This is a genomic window from Streptomyces sp. NBC_01268 (assembly GCF_036240795.1).
Taxonomy (GTDB): Bacteria; Actinomycetota; Actinomycetes; order Streptomycetales; family Streptomycetaceae; genus Streptomyces.
Genome location: NZ_CP108454.1, coordinates 8,204,247 through 8,224,336, shown reverse-complemented (window position 1 = coordinate 8,224,336; position 20,090 = coordinate 8,204,247). Strand labels below are relative to the sequence as shown.

Genomic DNA, 20,090 nt, shown 5'->3' with positions numbered 1-20,090 from the left:
TACCCTGAGGTAATTTACCCTAGGGTAATATCAAGGACGTGACAACGATGCGCGTCGGGCCGACCACCCGCTCCCCCCGGGCCGGAACCAAGGGCGTCCCCAGAGCCACGCGCGAGAATCAGGTCCGGGAGGCGGCCACGAAGGAGTTCGGCCGCCGGGGCTACGGCGCCACCACCGTGGCCGCCGTGGCCGCGAGCGTGGGCGTGACCAAGCCGTTGCTGCACCAGTACTTCGGCGGCAAGCAGGATCTCTACATCGCCTGCCTCGAACCCGTCGGGGAGCAGCTGATCCATGCCATTCAGGCCGCCATGTCCGACGACTCCCCCCAGTCGGCCCCTGTGCACCTGAGGGTCCTGTCCGCGCTGTTCGACGCCCTGGAGGGACGGCGCGAGGCATGGTTCGTCCTCTACGACACCACGTTGCCGCCGGACAGCGCCGCCGCCCGCCGCGCCGCCCACTACAGGGAGGCCATCGACGCGCTCGCCGCGACGGGCGCCGCCGACGTCCTCGCCCCGATGTCGGGAGACCCGCTGGACGCCGACGCCCTCCAGCACGCCTGGCGAGGGCTGTGCACCGCCCTGGTGCGCTGGTGGATCGCCCATCCGGACCAGTCCGCCGAGGCCATGACGCGGCGCTGCTCACGCCTGTTCGCCGCCACCCCCGCCTTCGGAGCCGGGTGAGGGCCGGCGCCGGCTCGACGGCCGAGCGCCTTGCTCCGCCGCCCAGGCACGCAGCGCGGATGCGGCTTCCTCGCGGGTCAGGGGGCCGTGGTCGATGCGGAGTTGCTGGAGGTGGCGGATGGCCGCCCCTACGGTTCGCCCCTCGGGCATACCGAGCAGCGTCATGATCGCCTTGCCGTCGAGAGGCACGGGAACACCACGCAGCCGCTCATGTGCGGCTCTCTCCGCCGCGGCACGCTCCTCCGAGTCGCGCTCAACCCGCGCTGTCGCGCACCACTCGTCATAGTCGGCCACGCCCTGGGCCCCCAGAGCGGCCCGACGCCAGTCCTCCTCGTCCCGTCCGCGGCCGAGTCCCACTTCGACGAACAGATCGCGGTGCTCCGGTGCGCCGGGGCCCGAGAGCTCGCGGAGTACGCGCGGCAGGTCACCGCGGAGCGCGGCGGACAGCGGCAGGAGTCCCAGGCGCTGCCCGAGCGGGGCCACCACCGCTCCGGGCGCTCCTCCGGCCCACGCGCGCAGACGGTCGAAGTCCCCTACGACAGCGTCGAGTCGGTACGACATGCGCGCACAGTAGCGGCGCCTCCGCGGCGGCGGCCACTCGCCCCTGCCACCGCCGTGTCCTCACCTGGCCAGCCGATGGACCCCGAGGTCCGACGGATCGCTCCGGAGTGGGGCGCACCGCCGATCCCGGACGCGCGGACCGCGATCCACCGGGCGTCCGGGGTGCGGCGCGTCTGGGGGTGCAGGTGAGCGCCGCCGGGGCGCGTCATGGGTTACGCGTTGAGCGCCGACCAGAGCCACTGACCCCCGACCCGTACGTAGAGCCTCTTGTTCGCGGAGTCCACGGCCATGGTGCCGTCCAGAGGCTGACGGGTGAACGATGCGTCGGTCACCGGGCCGGGGACCAGCCGCAGGGGCGGGTTCGGCGCGTTCTTGACGGGAATCGTTCCGGTCGCCTGGGCGCCGAGGGTGCCGTAGCTGTTCTCCACCCGGAAGTCGCCGGTCGAGGACTGCTCGTAGTAGATGTGCGTGCCGGTGGGCGCGGTGGCGTACATCCCGACGACGTTGCGTAGCACGGCGGTGGAGCCCGGACCCGAGTAGAGCGCGACGCCCGCGTTGACGGTGGCCTTGTCCCGGTTGGCGATGACCACGTTCTCCAGCGCGCTGGAACTCGCCGCCCAGCTGATGATGTTCCGTGCGGTGGCCGGGGTGCCGGCCGCGAAGTCACCGGCGTAGCAGTAGATGTTGGTGGCGTAGACGTGTCTGCAGCCCGCGTCGGTCTTCAGGTGCGGGCCGCCCTGCATGCGGGAGGTCTCGAACTTGCAGTCGGTGATGTAGACGCCGTTGGGGTTGTTGGTGGTGACGGCCCCCTGGCCGACCCACAGCGCGCCCGTGCCGAATGCCTCCAGGCGGCAGCCGATGAAGTGGATCTGGTTGATGTTGTCCTTGCTGTGACCCCAGGCGCCTTCGGTGGCGGAGGAGGCATTGCGCAGCCAGATGTTGGGCTGGGTCGAGCTGGCGGCGGTACCCGTGCATTCCTCGATGACCAGGTTGTAGAAGCGGGAGTCCCAGAACTCCACGGCGTCGATGCACATGTCCTTGTTCGAGGTCATGAACACGTCGCGGAAGTAGGAGTTGTTGTTGTAGTAGAGCTCCAGCAGCAGACCGGTCTTGCCGTTGCCGTTGAAGCCGAGGTTCTCCACGGAGCAGTAGCGGCGGTGGGTGGACCCGGTGGAGTAGGCGGCTCCCGTGCCGGACATCCGCAGCAGGATGCCGTCGCCCCCCTTGATGAGCATGGATGCCTTCGCCCCGGCGCCGGCCAGACGGATGCCGTCGCCCTTCACGGCCAGAGCAGGGGTCCCGCCTGTGGGCTTGACCAGGTACTTCCCGACGGGGAAGTACACGGTGCCCCCGCCGGCCGCGGCCGCCGCGTCGAGCGCGCGCTGGACGGCAGCGGTGTCGTCCGCGGAACCGTCCCCGACCGCGCCGTGGCCCTTGACGTCGAACCAATCCGGCGTTCCCGCCACCGTGGTCGCCGCGGCGGCCGTACCACCGCCGGATATCAGCGCGGTCCCCGCGAGCCCGGCCACCGCTCCCGTGAGCAACGCACGGCGGGCTGTCTTCGGCTGTTCGGTCATGGTCTCCCCCTTGAATTGACGGACAACACAGATGATCTTGCCATCCCGTCGGCCGCTGACGAGAGGTCCCGGCCACGTACGGGGAGCCGGGTCCTCATTTACATAAATTATGAATATAAAATTGCTATGCTTCGGGCATGAGTCGTCAAGACGCCACTCCTGGCCCGTCCGCCGCCATCGGGGCAGCCCTCTACAGCCTGGCCACCAGGGCCACGAGACGTCTGCCCCGGGACATGAGCCTGACGTCCGCCGCCACCCTGGCCACCCTGGACCGGACCGGCCCGCGGCGCATCACCGATCTGGCCGCGGTCGAGGGCGTCACCCAGCCCGCGATGACCGCCCTGGTCCGGGTGATGGAAGAGTCCGGCCTGGTCGAGCGGCGGGGCGACGCCTCCGACAAGCGGGTCACGTTGGTGTACTTGACCGAGGCCGGCGCCTCCTACGTCCGGACGCGGCGCCAGGCTGGCGTCCACGCGTTCGAGCGGTTGATCGGCGAGCTCACCGGCGACGAGATCGAGACGCTGGTGGCGGCCCTTCCGGCGCTGAACCATCTGGCAGAGCTCGAAAGTCAGGGCCGCGAAGGGCCGAAGCAGTGACCGGGCAGCCGGTGGGCGGGGGCACGGTGAAGGCGCCCCCGGTAGCGCGTTCCGAGGCGCGGCTGCTGGTACCCGCCCTGATGTTCATCGCTCTGGTCGTGGCCGCGGTCGCCAGCCTCGGGACGCCGCTGATCACCAGTGTGGCGACCTCGTTCCACGTCACGCTCGGCAGCGCGCAGTGGACGCTGACCATCGCGCTGCTCAGCGGCGCCGTCGCCACACCGGTCCTGGGCCGGCTCGGAGCCGGCCCGCACCGGCGGACCACGATCCTCGCCACGCTGGCGGTCGTCGTCGCGGGCAGCGCGCTCACCGTACTGCCGCTGCCGTTCGCGTGGCTGCTGGCCGGCAGGGCCGCCCAGGGCGTCGGGCTCGGGCTGACGGCGCTGATGATGGGCGTGGCCCGGGACCACCTCCCCGAGGAGCGCGGCGCGGCTGTGATCGCCCTGATCTCGGTGGTCTCGATCATCGGAGCCGGTGTCGGCTACCCGTTGGCCGCACTGCTGGCCGAGCTCGGCGGAGTACGGGCCGCCTACGGCCTCGGCCTGGTCGTCACCGCCGCCGCCCTCCTGACCGCGTGGCGCTCCATGCCCCAGGCCCCCGAAGGCCGCTCCGCCCACGTGGACGTGGCAGGTGCGGTCCTCCTGGCCGCCGCGCTGCTCCTTGTGCTGTTCCTCGCCGGCGAACGGAATCTGTGGAGCCGGCACCTCGCCGTGGCGGCGGGCCTCGCCGTCGTCACCGTGGCGCTGCTCTGCGTCTGGGCCGTCGTCGAGCTGCGCAGCACGACGCCCCTGGTCGACGTGCGGGCGCTGCGGCACCCGGCGGTCGCCGGGGCGAACCTCGCCATGTTCGTCGGCGGGATCGGCATGTACCTCCTGCTCACCCTCATCACCCGGTACGCGCAGACGCCGCACAGCACCGGCTACGGCTTCGGGCTGACCACCTTCGTCGCCGGGCTGGTCCTCATCCCGTTCTCGGTCCTCGGGTTCGTCGCCGGCAAGCTCACGCCGCGGGTCCGGACGCGCATCACCGACCCCCTGCTCCTGGCCGGCAGCGCCGTCGTGGTCGGCGCCGGCTTCGCCCTGTTCGCGGCGGCCCGGTCGAACCCGGCCGACCTGTTCGCAGCGATGGGCGTGCTCGGCTTCGGCGTCGGCGGCTTCTCCGCCGCGATGCCCGGCGTCATCCTGGCCGTCACGCCCAAGAGCGAGACATCGAGCGCCATGAGCTTCAACTACGTGGTCCGCAGCGTCGGGTACTCCCTGGGCAGCGCCATCGGCGGCCTGATCCTCGCCGCGGGCACCGGCCCCGGCCGCCTCTTCCCCGACGACAGCGCCTACACCGCCGCGGCACTGATCGGCGTCGGCGCCATGGCGATCACGACGCTGACAAGCCTCGCTCTCGCCCGCCGACGCTCGTCCGAGACCAACCCGTGAGTCAGATGCGCTCACCCCGACACTGGAGGTTGCCCCGTTCCCTGGCCAGTCGTAGACCGTCGAGCGACGTATTGCCGGGGATGGCCGCAGGAGGTGCCGGAAGGGCGTCCTAGCCGGGCTGTTCCTGGGGCGCCGGTGTGCCCGGGCCGGCGGCCGGGCGGTCCTCGTCCCGTCCCCCGGCATGCTTCTTCGGCTCGTCCCCCTCGTCGGCGTCGCCGGTCCGTGGGTGCTCCCTGGCGGCGATCCGGATGCCCGGTGCCTCCGGCCCCCGTGCGGGCAGGTCCGGCGTGACGGGGTCCTGCGTCGCGGGAACGGGGTCGGGAAGCTCCGGCTCGTGTGTGCCCTGCATCAGGGTCTCCCTCGTTCGAAGGGACAGGGGTTCGATTCCGCGGCTGCCCCCTGTCGCCGTCCTCACTCCTCCGTCGACGGCACTCACCACCGCGTACGAAGGGTGAGAGCGGTGACGCAGGGCAGGAGTCCACCGTGACATCGAACACTCTCCGCACGCACCGGAGCACTCAGGGGAACCGGTCCGTCGAGCTGATGAGGCGCACCCGCTCGAACCTGCGGAAGACGGCCGTGCGTCTCTGGGACGACAACATCGCCGACTTCGCCGCAGCCCTCACGTACTACGCGGTGCTGGCGCTCGTGCCCGCCCTGCTCGTCTCGGTCTCCCTGGTGGGACTGGCCGGGACCGACACCCGGGGGCGCCTGATCCGCGACCTCACCTCGTACGCCCCTCCCGAGTCGGCCCAGGTGCTCCGGGAGGCCCTGGAGGGCCTCACCTCGGCACCCTCCTCCCTGTGGCCGCTGCTCGTCAGCGGCGTCCTGAGCGCCCTGTGGTCGGCCTCCAGCTATCTGGCGGTCTTCCGACGTGCCCTGCACACGATGCACCGCCTGCCCGACACGCGGCCGCCGCTGCGCTCGGCTCACGTCCTCGTCCTCACCGCCGGCGTGCTGCTGGCCCTGCTCGTCGCGGGCGCCGCGAGCCTCGTGGCGACCGGCCCCGTGGCCCGCCGGCTCGCCGCGGCCGCCGGTTACCCGGGCACGGACGCCATGGCCTTTCTGCGGTGGCCGGTACTCCTGGTGATCGTCACCGCACTGATCCTGATCCTCTACCGGACGGGCCCGGTGCAGGGCCGCGGTCTTCGCCGGGGGTCTGCGGGTGGGCTCCTGGCGGCCCTCCTGTGGCTCGGCGCTTCGGGGATCTTCACCCTGTACACGCAGTTCGGGACCTACAGCCGCCTCTACGGTTCGCTGGCCGGGATCGTCGTCTTCCTCGTGTGGCTGTGGTTCGGCAACCTGGCCCTGCTCGCCGGCGCGCAGTTCAACGCGGTGCGCGCCCGGCCGGGAGAACGAACCGACGAGGCCCCGGCCGAAGCCGGGACCGTCTCCTCCTACAGGTAACGGCGGATGGGGAGCACCGCCGTCTCCCGGGCCCGCTGCAGAAGCGACCGCCGCTTCCAGCGGTCCGGGCGGATGAGTTCGCTGACCTTCAGGTCCTCGTCGTAGTGCGCGTCGAGGGTGGCGGTGAGCTCGACGTCCATGACGGCGAGCATGACCTCCTCGTCGTGGTCGAGGGAGCGGCGGTTGAAGTTCGTGGAGCCGATCAGGGACACGACGCCGTCCATGGTGATGACCTTCGCGTGCATCATGGTCGGCTGGTACTGGTGGATGCGCACCCCGCAGGCGGTCAGCTCCTCGTAGCGGTGCTGACCCGCCAGCTGACACACCCGCTTGTCCGTGTGGGGGCCCGGCAGCAGGATCTCGACTTCCACGCCGCGGCGGGCCGTGGCGCAGAGCAGGTCGATGAAGTAGTCGTCGGGGGCGAAGTAGGCGGTGGCCAGCCGGACCCGTTCCTCGGCCGATTCGAGGACGACGCGCATCAGGGTCTGCATGTCCTGCCAGCCGAAACTGGCGGAGCCGCGGACCACCTGGACGATGGCGTTCCCGGCCGGGAGGTGGCTCACGAACCGGTCGCGGTCGTCGAAGAGTTCCGCATGGCATTCGGCCCAGTTCTGGGCGAAGGCGGCCGCGATGCCGTCCACGGCGGGGCCCTGGACCTCGACGTGGGTGTCCCGCCACTCGTCGGGGTTGCGCGCGTCGCCGCACCACTCCTCGGCGATCCCGACGCCTCCGGTGAAGGCGGTCCGCTCGTCGACGACGAGGACCTTGCGGTGGCAGCGGTGGTTCTGCTTGAGCGGCGAGAGGTAGAGGGGCTTGCGGAACCAGGCGACCTCGACTCCGGCCTCGCTCATCCCGTCCAGCAGGTCCCGCTCGATCAGACGGCTGCCGAAGCCGTCCAGCAGCAGCCGCACCCGCACCCCCGCACGCGCCCGGTCGGACAGGGCCTCGGCGAAACGCCGCGCGATCTCGCCCCGCCAGTAGACGAAGGTCATCATGTCGACGGTGTGACGGGCACTGCCGATCGCGTCCAGCATCGCGGCGAAGATCTGGTCCCCGTTGCGCAGGGGACGTACCGCGTTGCCCTCGGTCGCGGCGACGCCGATGAGGCGTTCCAGACGCCGGCGTATGCGGTGGATCCGCTCGTCCGCGGGGCCGCCGTCGGCGTTCGCGGTCGTCGCGCCGCCGAGCTGTGGCTCTCTGTCAGACATGCCAGTCCTCCTCGGTCGGTTCGTCGGCGCCCAGGACCATATCCGACGGCGTCCCCTCCGGCGTCGGTTCCGGAGCCCGGTGAACCGCACCCCACCCGTGGGTCCACGCGCCTCGGCTGCCGTCCGGACCGAGACCATGCAGCGTCGCCTGCTGCCGAAGCTGCCGTACCGGGCCGCACCGTGACCGCCCGCCAGTCGCAGCGTCCGTCCCACCAGGAGGGAGGGAGGGCGGCCCCGCCGATATGCGGCTGACAGATCATCCGGGAGGTGTCTATGCTGCGGGCGATGAAGAACTTCCCCTCTTTCGGATGGGGGGAATCGTCCGCGCAAGGTGAGTGCTGATGGCATCTCACTTCGCGGAGCCGATTTCCGCCCGCCTGTCGATGTGGCGACGCGTACGCGAGTACGCCGTTCCACCGTCCATGATCGAAACCGCGACCGCCCGCCGGCTGGCCGGTGACTGGGCCGGGGCCTGTGCTGCCGCACGGGTCGACGTCGATCTCGATCTGCGCGCCGTGCGCGTCCGCCACGGCACCGACCTCGCTGCTCGTCTCCGCGCCGATCTGCGTCGGCTGGCGCCGGACCTGCTGCGGTGGCACATGCCCCGGATCGCCCCCGACGGGCGTCTGCGGCCGGGCCTCACCTTGTCGTTGGCCCGGTACGGAAGCCTGGGCACCCCGGCGGCGCACCTCGTCGTGCGGACGCCGCCGGCGTGGGCCGACGCGGGGCAGCGGATGTCCCTGGCGCTCTGGGAGGAGTCTCGGGAGGACGTGCCCAGGCACCATCCGCACCCTCACCCCGACCGGCGTTTCCGTCTCGATCTGCACCGCCATCTCTGGGACGTCACCCGCAGCGCCGAACTGGGGCGGCGGTGCGGTGCGGACCGGCCGTACGAGCCCGGCGGCCACGACCTTCTTGAGCCCCCGGAACGATGGGCGGCGGAGGCCGAGCTGTTGTTGCGGGCCGAGGGCCTCCCGCGGGGCGCCCTGACCGTACGGCTGGGAGCGCGCAGCCGCGCGGTTCTCGAACTCGTCGCTCCCGACGACAGTCATGCCCCCGTGCTCCGGCAGGTACGGGAGGCGTGGTCGCCGCAGCTGATCGCGGCGCTTCCCGTGCTCCCGGAGGCCGCCGTACGTGTACTTCCGGACCTGGAGCTTGTGCAGGCCGGGCTGTTCCGTAGGGAGCGGCTTCATCCGCTGGTAGGGGCGGCACTGTCGACGTCGAGCCTCGTCGGCCCTTCGGGCACGTCGCCGCCACCCTCCGGGCCGGCTGCGGCCGGTCCGCGGTGGGGTCCGGGGCTGGACATCGGCCGGCACGCGCAACTATCCCCTGGCTCGAACGCCGGTCTGGACCACGGGGCTTCGGACCCGCACCGGGTCGAGTGCAGGGGCGAGGTACACCGGATCGCACTGCGGGACGGGGTGCTGGCGGCGATCGACCACGACCCTGCCCAGCTGGCCCGTGAGGATTTGCTCAGGGCGCTGGGCGGTCCGGTGCTGCCCTGCCTGCGGGCGATCGACGCGGTGCACCGCAGCCCGGAGGCGGTGCCCGCGGTGCGCGAGCGGCTCGGTCACGGTGACGTGCACGGGGCGTTGGCCGTGGTCGAGGGCTTGCTCGGTCCCGGCGCCGTGCTGCGCGCGGGGCCCCTGCGGGAGGCCCTGGACGCGGCGGTTGCCGGTCGTCTGGAGCACGGACTGTTCCGCTCGGGGCTCGTTCCGGTGCACCCTGCCGCGGACGCGGAAGGCGACGACGGCTTCCGGCCACGCCTCGACCGTCATCTGCCGTGGGAGTTGCGCCGCAAACGTGACAGCCGCACCCGGCCGCGGACCGGACTGCGCAGCTGACGGCCTGCGGGGATCCTCCCGAGCCGCGGTTCGACCGACCACTCACGCCCGACGGCCACTCCCCCATCGACCGCCCCTACCAGGCTCGCCGCGGGGGAGCCGACCCGGCCCCCGAACAGCCCCGGCGGCCCGTCCGGCCGGCAACGGATGCCCGACGTACCGCCGAATCTCCTGCGGGTACGGCGCCCTGCGCGCTGTACCCGCCCTCACCCGCGACGGGTCCCCCGTCCACGACTCCACCCAGGTGATGCCCATGACGTCCAGCACCCTCCCCTCCGTCCCCGTGCCCGCGGCGGACGGCCGGCCCCAGCTCGGCCTTGCCGACGACCTCCTGAGCCTCCTGCGGACGACGGCCACCGAGCCCCGCCGCGACGAGCAGCTGGAGGCGCTGACGCTCTCCGTCGCGGCGGATCTTCCCGTGCTCCTCTGGGGCGAGCCCGGCATCGGCAAGACCGCCGCGCTGACGCAGCTGGCCGCCTCCCTCGACCTGCCGTTGACCACGGTGATCGCGAGCGTCCACGAGCCGACGGACTTCTCCGGGCTGCCCATCGTGGGCGAGGACCCGGCAGCGAACGGGGTGCCCATGGCCCCGCCGCAGTGGGCCGTGGAGCTGGTGCGGGCCGGGCGCGGGCTGCTCTTCCTGGACGAGCTGTCGACCGCCACCCCGGCCGTCCAGGCGGCGCTGCTGCGCGTGGTCCTGGAGCGGAGGGTAGGCGCGCTGCAGCTGCCGCCCGGGGTGCGGATCGTGGCTGCGGCCAATCCGCGTGCGTCGGCCGCGGATGGCTGGGAGTTGAGCCCGCCGCTGGCGAACCGGTTCGTGCACCTGTACTGGGTGCACGACGTGGATGTGGTGGTGCGTGGTCTCGGCGGGGTGTGGCCGAGGGCGGAGCTGCCGCGTCTGGAAGAGGCGGGGCTGGCGGACGCGGTGGCGTTCGCGCGTCGGGCGGTGTGCGGCTTCCTCGGTGCCCGGCCGACGCTGATCCACCGGCTGCCGACCACCGAGACCCGGCGAGGCGGTGCCTGGCCGTCGCCCCGCAGCTGGGAGGCGGCGATGACGCTGCTCGCCTTCGGCACGGCCGCGGCCGTCTCCCGGGATGTGCTGGCGCTGCTGGTCCGGGGTGCGGTCGGGGACGGTCCCGGCCTCGAACTGCTCGCCCACATCGACCGGATGGAGCTGCCCGACCCCGAGGTGCTGCTGGCCGACCCCGCCGCCGCCATGCTCCCCGAGCGCGGTGACCTGCGCCAGGCCACGCTGGAGGCGGTGGTGGCCGCTGTCGGGGCGCGCCCGGAGCAGGAGCGCTGGGAGGCGGGATGGGCCGTGCTCGTGAGGGCGCTGGAGACGGGGGCGCCGGATCTGCTGGTCGGGCCGGCGAAGGCGCTGGCCTCGTTGCGGCGCGAGGGCTGGGAGGTACCCGAGGCGGTGGAACGCCTCTCGTCCGTGGTGGGCCTCCACCGGCGGGCTGAGGATTCGGTGTCCCGGGTCGCGGCGTCCGGCCGCGCCGCGGGTGGGCGCGCATGACCGGGTCCATGAGGCAGCCGGAGCCGCGCCCGGTGGCCCCGTCGGCGCGCCCGCTGCCGCGCCCGATGGCGCCGCCTCCGCCGCCGCGTCCGGTGCGGGCGACCGTCCCCGGTCCGCCGCCGGGGCCGGTCGCGCCTCTGGACCTGGAGAAGCTGCTGGCCGCCCGGCTGCACGCGGTCGCGGTGCGCCCGTACCTCGCCAGTGCCCTCTTCGCGCTGCACGTGGTGGAGGACCGGTCGGTGCCGACCATGGCGGTCGACGCGCACTGGCGCTGCTACGTCTCGCCGTCGTTCGTGGCGCGCACCCCGCTGGAGGAACTGGCCGGCGTATGGGTGCACGAGGTCTCCCACCTGCTGCGGGATCATCACGAGCGGAGCGTGCGGTACGCACGGGAGCAGGGGGAGAGCGGGGCCGGGCAGCGGTTGCGGCAGAACATCGCGGCGGACTTCGAGATCAACGACGACATCTACGGTGACGGCCTTCCGATGCCGGCGGGGGCGGTACGGCCGTCGATGCTGGGCCTGCCGGACGGGCTGCTGATGGAGGAGTACCTGCGGAGGTTCTCGATGGCGAGCCGCACCCCGCGGTTGGCCTGGTTGGACTGCGGCAGCGGTGCGGACGGGCACGTGCGGCCCTGGGAGCTGGGGCCCGAAGGGTCCAACGGCTTGAGCCGGCAGCAGCGGGACGCGGTGCGCTTCCGGGTGGCCGAGGCGATCACCGGCCGGCCTGGTGAAGCTCCGGACGGGTGGCGGCGGTGGGCGGACGAGGCGTTCCACCCCCCGCAGCCGTGGCGGCAGTTGCTCGGCGCGGCGGTCCGCGCGGCCGCGGGCGCTCCGGGGGTCGGCGAGGACCACAGCTACCGTCGCCCGTCACGGCGCTCGGCCGGCGTGCCCGGCGTCGTGCTGCCGAGCCTGCGACGCATGCCACCCCGGGTCTGCGTCGTGATCGACACCTCCGGGTCGGTGAGCGACGCGGAGCTGGGCAGCGCGCTGCTGGAGGTGGCGGCGATCTCGCGGGCGGTGGGCGGACGGAGGGATCTCGTCTCGGTGATCTCCTGCGACGCGGCCGCGGGGGTCGCCGTTCCGCTATGCCGCGCCGAGAACCTCGAACTCATCGGTGGCGGCGGCACCGACCTGCGGTCGGGCTTCGCCCGGGCCTTGCGTTCCCAGCCCCGCCCGGACGTGATCGTCGCCCTGACGGACGGGCAGACGCCGTGGCCCTCCGCGCAGCCGCCTTGCCGCACGGTCGTCGGTCTCTTCCCGCGTGCGTCCGGCTCCGCGAAAGAGGACGACCCGGACTACACGCCTGATGCTCCGCCCGTCTGGGCACGTGTCGTCCCCGTCGGGTAGCGAGGAGGGCGGCGGGGCCGGTCGACGGGGTCAGGGCCGCGAAGGCGGACAATGGGCGGTGCAAGAGTTTCCGGCAAGGGAGGCCGGAGCGGAAGCAGGGCGACGGCGGTTTCATGTGAGGCCACTGGCGGATGGCCGGGACGACGGCTGTACCGCGGCCGACACCCGGCTCCGCTCCTCGGGATCCGCCGGACAGAGCCTCCGGAGGGGACGCATGACCGAGACCGGCAACACCGAATCCGCCGCGGGTGAGGCGCCAGGGGCGTCTCGGAGCCCCCTGCAGCGCCTGATGCGCTACATCCCCTTGGTCGCCCCCCTCCTGCTGTGGGCCGTACCGTGCTGGGTTCTCCTCCACACCGGTCAGCGCTGGCCGGTTCCCGTGGCACTGAGCGGCACCGCGCTGTTCGTCCTGGGCCTGATCGGGATGCCGCTCGCGATGATGCGTGGCCACGGCCGTCGCCAGCAGGACCGGGCGGCGATCGTCGGTGCCACGCTGCTGGGCGGTGTCTGGGTCCTGTTCACCTGGTCCGTGCTGCTCGGCGTCCTGCTGCGGCTCACCCTGGCCGTGGTCGGTGTCGGTGACGGACAGGACCGGGCGCGCGTCGTCACCTGGGCCGTCCTCGGTGTGACGGCCGTCCTGCTCGCCTGGGGGTACGTCGAGGCCCGACGCGTGCCCCGCGTGCGGCGCCTCGACGTGACGCTCCCGCGCCTGGGGGCCGGGCTGGACGGCACACGTGTCGCTCTGATCACCGACACCCATTACGGTCCGCTCGACCGCGCCCGGTGGTCGGAACGGGTCTGCGAGACGGTGAACACCCTGGAAGCCGATCTCGTCTGCCACACCGGCGACATCGCGGACGGCACGGCCGGACGCCGTCGTGCCCAGGCGGCCCCGCTCGGCACGGTGAAGGCGACGCGCGCCCGTGTCTACGTCACCGGGAACCACGAGTACTACAGCGAGGCTCAGGGCTGGGTCGACCTGATGGACGAGCTGGGCTGGGAGCCGCTGCGCAATCGTCACCTGCTGCTCGAACGCGGCGGTGACACCCTCGTGGTCGCGGGCGTCGACGACGTCACGGCCGAGTCCTCCGGACTGGAAGGCCACCGTGCCCACCTCGCCGGGGCCCTCCAGGGCGCCGACCCCGGCCTGCCCGTCCTCCTCCTCGCCCACCAGCCCAAGTTCGTCGACCGGGCGGCCGAGCACGGCATCGACCTCCAGCTCTCCGGCCACACCCACGGCGGCCAGATCTGGCCCTTCCACTACCTGGTCCGCATCGACCAGCCCACCGTCGCCGGCCTCAGCCACCACGGCGCTCGCACTCTCCTCTACACCAGCCGCGGCACCGGGTTCTGGGGCCCGCCGTTCCGCGTCTTCGCCCCGAGCGAGATCACCTTGCTCGTCCTCCGCTCCCCGCAGCAGCCCGCCTCTTCCTGACGAGTCCCGTCCAGGGGCTTCAGGCCCCGACGGCGGGCGGACGGGGCAGCGGCCGGTACTCCACGAGCCTGACGGGCCGATCCCGCCGTCGCGCGCGTCGGCGTCGGCGGCGGGTAAGGGTGCAGAGCGCGGATTCCCACGCCCTTGTCCATCGGCTTCCCGCGCGCCCTTGTCCATCGGCGATCACGCCAGGCGTACGGCGGAGGGGGCCGGTTCGGCGGTGTTTCTAGGTCTCCAGGCGTTTCTAGGCCCGGGCGAACGCTTTGCTGGCGATGAGGTTCGCGACGGCGACATAGACGACCGCGGGGATGCCGTAGTCAAGCAGCACCTGGAGGGTGTGTCCGGCGACGTCGAAGAGCCCGATCGACCAGCCGGCGAGCCAGTCGGCGGCTGAATGGAACCACCCCACGACGGTGTTGCCCCTGTTGGCGTCGAGCAGGTCCAGGAGTATCCAGGCGACAAGGATGCCCGCGAACACGTGGGCCACGGTTCTTATGACGGAGTCGATGCCTCTCATGGACCCCGCCTTACCCGTGACCGCCGGGACAAACGGCCCCGGCTGGACGGCTCGTGTCGAGAGGCTCGGCGGGCGGGGCTTCGACTTCCACGACGGTTGACGCCTGTCCGGGTGCAGAGCAGGTAGCGCCACTGTCTGATCCGGCCCCACGGCAGGTCAGATCGCAGGTGTCCAGCTCTACACGAATGGCCGAGCGAGGGTGGAATTCCGCGCCCCAGGGGATCCGTAATCCCTGGAGCTCACCTAGGACTTGTCCGGCCGATCATGCGGCAGAGGCGGATAGACCGTTTGGTGAGGGTTACAGAGGCGCCGACTCTACCCTGCCTGTGAAGCGGCCACTCACTTGATCGGCCAGCCAGTGGACGGCACGGCGTCGCCACATGATCGACCGGACAGGTCCTAGGTGACCGCGCCGTGGACCCTGCGCCCCTGGCCTCAGGGCCGTACCGAAGGTCGCGTGGAGCTGGTGCTCGACCGGGCGACGCGCCCGCTCCCGCCTCCACGTCGCTTCATCCATCCGGGCGGCGACGCCCTCCCTGAGAGCCGTGTACGGCACGGCGGACGGTCCGGATCGCTCTTGACGCTGTGATCGCCGGCCGTTAACTTGCGGTCATCATCGACCCATGGCGACCGCGAGGAGGCGACCGACGGATGAACACCTGCTCCGACCTCAATCGCCTCGCCCACACCACGGCCTGGGTCCACGGGCGTATCGCCCACGGCTGCTGACGGCGCCGTTCACCGCGCCTTTGCCCGGGGCCGCCTCGGGTTGTCGCCTTCACCCCTTTCCTTCTCCCGGCACGCCCTGGCCGCGTGCCCTTCCGCGCCCGTTTCCGACCCGTGGCGCGTCCGAGCACAGAAAGCTGCCCGACATTGGCGAACATGATCCATCGACGCGTCGCGCTCCTCATCGGGGGCCCGGCATGGTAGCGGCGCACATCACTGTCAACGGCGAAGAGGCGCCCCTCGCACCGGCCCCGCCTCACACCACGGTGCTGGACTTCCTGCGAGAGCGCGGCCTGACCGGCACCAAGGAGGGCTGTGCCGAGGGCGAATGCGGTGCCTGTTCGGTGCTGGTGGCCCGACCCGGCGTGAACAAGCCCACCGACTGGGTGGCGGTCAACGCCTGCCTGGTTCCGGTCGCGGCCCTCGACGGCCAGGAGGTCGTCACCTCCGAAGGCCTCGCCACTCCCGGGGCCCCCGGCACCCCGCCCACCCTGCACCCCGTGCAGGAGGAGATGGCGGTCCGCGGCGGATCCCAGTGCGGCTACTGCACCCCGGGGTTCGTCTGCAGCATGGCCGCCGAGTACTACCGGCCCGACCGCCGCGCCGACTCCGACGCCGACTCCGACTCCGGCACCGGCACCGGCACCGAGAGCGCGTATGACGCCGAGCACGGCCCGAACGGTTTCGACCTGCACGCGCTGAGCGGCAACCTGTGCCGCTGCACGGGCTACCGGCCGATCCGCGACGCCGCGTTCGCCGTCGGCGCGCCCACGGACGGGGATCCCCTCGCACTGCGCCGCGAGCAGGCACCGCCCGCGCCGGTGGCCACCTCCTACGCCCAAGGCGACGGCTTGTTCGTCCGCAAGGAGAGCCTCACCGAGACGCTGCGGTTGCTGCGCGAGCGGCCCGACGCGGTGGTGGTCGCCGGATCGACGGACTGGGGTGTGGAGGTGAACATCCGCTCCCGGCGCGCCGGTTGCGTGGTCGCCGTCGACCGCCTTCCCGAGCTGCGCGAGCTGCGCGTCGGCTCCGACGTCCTGGAGATCGGGGCGGCGCTGACCCTCACCGAGATCGAGCGGCGTCTGGACGGCCGGGTGCCGCTGCTCGCCGAGCTGTTCCCGCAGTTCGCCTCTCGCCTCATCCGCAACGGGGCCACCTTCGGCGGCAACCTCGGCACCGGCTCCCCCATCGGTGACAGCGCGCCGGTACTGCTCGCGCTCGACGCCTCCCTGGTGCTCGCCGACGCCGACGCGGAGCGCGAGGTGCCCCTCGCCGAGTACTTCACCGGCTACCGGCAGAGCGTGCGCCGCCCCGACGAGCTCATCCGTGCCGTCCGCGTACCGCTGCCGCTGGCACCGGTCACCGCCTTCCACAAGATCGCCAAACGTCGATTCGACGACATCTCCAGCGTGGCGGCCGCCTTCGCGCTCGACATCGCGGACGGGGTCGTACGCAAGGCACGGATCGGGCTGGGCGGCGTCGCCGCCACCCCGATCCGTGCCCTGGCCACCGAGGCGGCCCTAGAGGGCCGGCGCTGGACCGCGGAGACCGTCGAGGCCGTCGCACCGGTGCTGCGGGAAGAGGGCACACCGATGGACGACCACCGGGCCAGTGCCGCCTACCGCTCCGCGATGCTCGGCCAGAGCCTCCTCAAGCTGTACGCGCGAACCACCGAGGCGGTGCCCGCATGAGCCAGTTGTCCGAACGCCCCGACCAGCCCGTCGTCGGCCTGTCGATGCCGCACGAGAGTGCGCGCCAGCACGTCACCGGCACCGCGCTCTACACCGACGATCTGATCCACCGCACCAAGGACGTCCTGCACGCGTACCCGGTGCAGGTCCTGACGGCACACGGCCTGATCACCGCGCTGCGCACCGAGCCCGCGCTCGCCGTCCCCGGAGTGGTGCGCGTGCTGACCGGTGCCGACGTGCCCGGCGTCAACGACGCCGGGATGAAGCACGACGAGCCCCTCTTCCCCGACGAGGTCATGTTCCACGGGCACGCGGTCGCCTGGGTGCTGGGCGAGACGCTGGAGGCCGCACGGCTCGGCGCCGCGGCCGTCGAGGTGGAACTCGACGAACGGCCTTCCGTGATCAGCCTGGAGGAGGCGATCGCGGCGGAGAGCTTCCACGGTGCCCGGCCCGTGATGGAGACCGGCGACGTGGACGCCGGATTCGCCGACTCGGCGCACGTGTTCACCGGCGAGCTGCGGTTCTCCGACCAGGAGCACTTCTACCTGGAGACCCACGCGGCGCTCGCCCACATCGACGAGGCCGGCCAGGTCTTCGTCCAGAGCAGCACCCAACACCCCTCCGAGACACAGGAGATCGTCGCCCACGTCCTCGGCCTGCACAGTCACGAGGTGACCGTCCAGTGCCTGCGGATGGGCGGCGGCTTCGGCGGGAAGGAGATGCAGCCGCACGGCTTCGCGGCGGTCGCCGCGCTCGGCGCCCGCCTGACCGGCCGGCCCGTCCGGGTCCGGCTCAACCGCACCCAGGACCTGACGATGTCGGGCAAGCGGCACGGCTTCCACGCCTCCTGGAGGATCGGCTTCGACGCCGAGGGTCACATCCAGGCCCTCGACGCGACGCTCACCGCCGACGGCGGCTGGAGCCTGGACCTGTCCGAACCGGTGGTGGCCCGCGCCCTGTGCCACATCGACAACACGTACTGGCTCCCGAACGCCCGCGTCACGGGCCGGATCGCCCGGACCAACAAGGTCTCCAACACGGCCTTCCGTGGCTTCGGCGGACCCCAGGGCATGCTGGTGATCGAGGACATCATGGGCCGGTGCGCGCCACACCTCGGCCTGGACCCGACGGAGCTGCGGGAGCGCAACTTCTACCGGCCGGGCCAGTGCACGCCGTACGGGCAGCCGGTCGTCCAGCCGGAACGCATCGCCGCCGTCTGGGAGCAGGTCAAGGAGAACGGCGGCATCGCGGAGCGGCAGCGGGAGATCGCCGCGTTCAACGCCGCGCACCCGCACACGAAGCGGGCCCTCGCGCTCACCGCCCTCAAGTTCGGCATCTCCTTCAACCTCACCGCGTTCAACCAGGGCGGCGCGCTGGTGCTGATCTACAAGGACGGCTCCGTCCTGATCAACCACGGCGGCACCGAGATGGGCCAGGGCCTGCACACCAAGATGCTCCAGGTGGCGGCCACCACGCTCGGCATCCCGCTGCACAAGGTCCGCCTCGCGCCCACGCGTACCGACAAGGTGCCCAACACCTCCGCGACCGCTGCCAGCGCGGGAACCGACCTCAACGGCGCCGCCGTGAAGAACGCCTGCGAGCAGTTGCGCGAGCGGCTGCTGCGGGTGGCCGCGACCCGGCTCGGCACGAACGCCGCGGACGTCCGCATCGTCGAGGGCGTCGCGCGCGGCCTGGGCGGCGACACGGAGCTCGGCTGGGACGAGCTGGTGCGGACGGCGTACCTCCAGCGGGTCCAGCTGTCTGCGGCCGGCTTCTACCGCACCGAGGGGCTGCACTGGGACGCGAAGTCGTTCCAGGGTTCCCCGTTCAAGTACTTCGCCCACGGCGCCGCCGCGGCCGAGGTCGAGGTGGACGGTTTCACCGGGGCGTACCGGATCCGGCGGGTGGACATCGTGCACGACGTCGGCGACAGCCTCTCCCCGTTGATCGACATCGGCCAGATCGAGGGCGGGTTCGTCCAGGGCGCGGGCTGGCTCACGCTGGAGGACCTGCGCTGGGACACCGGCGACGGGCCGAACCGTGGGCGTCTGCTCACCCAGGCGGCGAGTACGTACAAGCTGCCGAGCTTCTCCGAGATGCCCGAGAAGTTCCACGTCACGCTGTTGCGGAACGCGGCGGAGGAAGGCGCGGTCTACGGCTCCAAGGCGGTGGGCGAGCCCCCGCTGATGCTGGCCTTCTCCGTCCGGGAGGCTCTGCGGCAGGCCGCGGCGGCGTTCGGGCCGGCCGAGATCGGCGTCGAGCTGGCCTCGCCCGCGACTCCGGAGGCGGTGTACTGGGCGCTCCAGACCGCTCGGCGCGGCGCGGCGCACGGTACCGGGGACGGTGCCGAATCCGGTGCCGAACACGGTACGAGGGCCGGCGCGGAAGCCCTCAGCGGTGCCTGACATGACGTGGTTCGCCGCGGTCGCGCGGTTGCGGGCACGCCGGGAAGCCGGCGTGCTCGTGACCGTCGCGTCCGTGCGCGGCCACGCCCCGCGCAACGCCGGCGCGAAGCTGGTGGTCGGAGAGACCGAGACCTGGGGCTCGATCGGCGGCGGCAACGTGGAAGCCGTCTCGACGGACCGGGCCCGGGAGATGATCGCCGCGACCGCGCCGGAACCGGAGCTCATCGACTTCGCCCTCAACGACAAGGTGAACAACCGGCACGGGGTGCAGTGCTGTGGCGGCACGGTGTCGGTGCTGCTCGAACCCCTCCCGGTGGTGCGGGCGGTCGCGATCTTCGGGGTCGGGCACGTGGGGCTCGAACTGGCCAGGATCCTGGCCCGCCACGACCTGGACCTCCACCTGATCGACAGCCGGGCCGACACCCTCACCCCGCAGCGGCTCTCCGTGCTCGCGGACGCCGTGGCGCAGGTACGGGTGCACCACACGCCGCTGCTGCCCGAGGAGGTCCTGGAGGCGTTGCCACCCGGCACCCACGTCCTGATCATGACCCACGACCACGCCGAGGACGCCGCCCTGTGCGACGCCGCCCTGCGTACGAGCCACCTCGGCTCCATCGGACTGATCGGGTCGGCGGCCAAGTGGTCACGGTTCCGGAAGCGCCTCGCCACCGAGGGCGGTCATGACGACGCCGTCATCGACGGTATCAAGTGCCCGATCGGCCTGCCGGACATCACCGGCAAGGAGCCCGCGACGATCGCGGTCGGCGTCGCGGCCGATCTGCTGCGCACGTTCGAGGGCGGCTGAGGGGCGGGTGGGGAGAGGTGGGCCGGTGCGGGGCGTGTTCATGGGCGCCACTCTCTCCGCGCGGGGCGTCCCAGACCGTCCAGTGCGCCCCCGGTTGACCTGGGGAGTTGGCGACACCCATGGAGGGGCCGGAGGCTCGGACGCCGGTCCGGTCGTGAACGGGGCCAGCGGGTCGCCTTGCGAAGTTCCAGCGGCGTTGCCGACCGGCGATCCGCCTTCGTCGGCCGGTCCCACACCGCCACCTCCGACGATGCCCAAGTCTCCGTCCCCCGCCGTCCGGTCCACGCCCTCCTCACCCGGCCAGGCACCGGCACCGGAATCGGCCCTGCGCCGATCACAG

General features: G+C 72.2%; 16 protein-coding genes. 11 read left to right on the top strand and 5 right to left on the bottom strand.

What is annotated here, in order from left to right; genetic code table 11:
- Positions 1 to 47 precede the first annotated feature (47 nt).
- A complete protein-coding gene (locus OG309_RS36685; RefSeq protein ID WP_329428736.1) occupies positions 48 to 680 on the top strand; it encodes a TetR/AcrR family transcriptional regulator in 633 nt (210 codons plus the stop codon).
- On the opposite strand, the gene OG309_RS36680 is transcribed toward OG309_RS36685, so the two are convergent.
- Positions 639 to 1,241, bottom strand: a complete 603-nt coding sequence (locus OG309_RS36680) for a hypothetical protein (RefSeq protein WP_329427739.1) — start codon at positions 1,239 to 1,241, stop codon at positions 639 to 641. The genes OG309_RS36685 and OG309_RS36680 overlap by 42 nt on opposite strands.
- Before the next feature lie 212 nt (positions 1,242 to 1,453).
- A complete protein-coding gene (locus OG309_RS36675; protein WP_329427737.1) occupies positions 1,454 to 2,818 on the bottom strand; it encodes a glycosyl hydrolase family 28-related protein in 1,365 nt (454 codons plus the stop codon).
- A gap of 233 nt (positions 2,819 to 3,051) precedes the next feature.
- On the opposite strand from OG309_RS36675, the gene OG309_RS36670 reads away from it, so the two are divergent.
- Entirely contained in the window at positions 3,052 to 3,414 is a 363-nt protein-coding gene (locus tag OG309_RS36670) for a MarR family winged helix-turn-helix transcriptional regulator (protein ID WP_329428734.1), read from the top strand.
- The gene (locus tag OG309_RS36665) at positions 3,411 to 4,844 is read left to right on the top strand and encodes an MFS transporter (protein ID WP_329427735.1); all 1,434 of its coding nucleotides are present in this window, start codon (positions 3,411 to 3,413) and stop codon (positions 4,842 to 4,844) included. Before OG309_RS36670 ends, OG309_RS36665 begins: the two co-directional genes overlap by 4 nt.
- Before the next feature lie 109 nt (positions 4,845 to 4,953).
- Here OG309_RS36665 and OG309_RS36660 read toward each other — a convergent pair whose 3' ends face one another.
- A complete protein-coding gene (locus OG309_RS36660; RefSeq protein WP_329427733.1) occupies positions 4,954 to 5,193 on the bottom strand; it encodes a hypothetical protein in 240 nt (79 codons plus the stop codon).
- Between the two features lie 134 nt (positions 5,194 to 5,327).
- On the opposite strand from OG309_RS36660, the gene OG309_RS36655 reads away from it, so the two are divergent.
- A complete protein-coding gene (locus tag OG309_RS36655) occupies positions 5,328 to 6,251 on the top strand; it encodes a YihY/virulence factor BrkB family protein (RefSeq protein ID WP_329427732.1) in 924 nt (307 codons plus the stop codon).
- On the opposite strand, the gene OG309_RS36650 is transcribed toward OG309_RS36655, so the two are convergent.
- Positions 6,242 to 7,459: a phospholipase D-like domain-containing protein gene (locus OG309_RS36650; protein WP_329427730.1), complete on the bottom strand. Its 1,218-nt coding sequence runs from the start codon at positions 7,457 to 7,459 to the stop codon at positions 6,242 to 6,244. The genes OG309_RS36655 and OG309_RS36650 overlap by 10 nt on opposite strands.
- Positions 7,460 to 7,800: 341 nt before the next feature.
- On the opposite strand from OG309_RS36650, the gene OG309_RS36645 reads away from it, so the two are divergent.
- From OG309_RS36645 to OG309_RS36630, 4 genes are all read left to right on the top strand, one after another.
- A complete protein-coding gene (locus tag OG309_RS36645) occupies positions 7,801 to 9,303 on the top strand; it encodes a hypothetical protein (RefSeq protein WP_329427728.1) in 1,503 nt (500 codons plus the stop codon).
- Between the two features lie 253 nt (positions 9,304 to 9,556).
- On the top strand, positions 9,557 to 10,822 hold the full coding sequence (locus OG309_RS36640; RefSeq protein ID WP_329427727.1) for a MoxR family ATPase: 1,266 nt from the start codon (positions 9,557 to 9,559) through the stop codon (positions 10,820 to 10,822).
- 143 nt (positions 10,823 to 10,965) lie between these two features.
- Positions 10,966 to 12,171 carry a vWA domain-containing protein gene (locus tag OG309_RS36635; protein WP_329428733.1) on the top strand — a complete coding sequence of 402 codons (1,206 nt, stop codon included), beginning with the start codon at positions 10,966 to 10,968 and terminating at the stop codon, positions 12,169 to 12,171.
- 214 nt (positions 12,172 to 12,385) lie between these two features.
- The gene (locus OG309_RS36630; RefSeq protein WP_329427725.1) at positions 12,386 to 13,606 is read left to right on the top strand and encodes a metallophosphoesterase; all 1,221 of its coding nucleotides are present in this window, start codon (positions 12,386 to 12,388) and stop codon (positions 13,604 to 13,606) included.
- A 244-nt stretch (positions 13,607 to 13,850) separates the two neighbouring features.
- Here the strand turns inward: OG309_RS36630 and OG309_RS36625 are convergent, their stop codons facing one another.
- Positions 13,851 to 14,123 (bottom strand): hypothetical protein, encoded by a 273-nt coding sequence (locus tag OG309_RS36625; RefSeq protein ID WP_329427723.1) that lies wholly within the window; start codon positions 14,121 to 14,123, stop codon positions 13,851 to 13,853.
- Between the two features lie 923 nt (positions 14,124 to 15,046).
- On the opposite strand from OG309_RS36625, the gene OG309_RS36620 reads away from it, so the two are divergent.
- Genes OG309_RS36620 through xdhC form a run of 3 tightly spaced genes read left to right on the top strand, consistent with a single transcriptional unit; the run spans position 15,047 to position 19,750 of the window.
- On the top strand, positions 15,047 to 16,540 hold the full coding sequence (locus tag OG309_RS36620; protein ID WP_329427721.1) for a xanthine dehydrogenase small subunit: 1,494 nt from the start codon (positions 15,047 to 15,049) through the stop codon (positions 16,538 to 16,540).
- A complete protein-coding gene (gene xdhB, locus OG309_RS36615; RefSeq protein ID WP_329427719.1) occupies positions 16,537 to 18,945 on the top strand; it encodes a xanthine dehydrogenase molybdopterin binding subunit in 2,409 nt (802 codons plus the stop codon). Before OG309_RS36620 ends, xdhB begins: the two co-directional genes overlap by 4 nt.
- A gap of 1 nt (position 18,946) precedes the next feature.
- Positions 18,947 to 19,750 carry a xanthine dehydrogenase accessory protein XdhC gene (gene xdhC, locus OG309_RS36610; RefSeq protein ID WP_329427717.1) on the top strand — a complete coding sequence of 268 codons (804 nt, stop codon included), beginning with the start codon at positions 18,947 to 18,949 and terminating at the stop codon, positions 19,748 to 19,750.
- Positions 19,751 to 20,090: the final 340 nt, after the last annotated feature.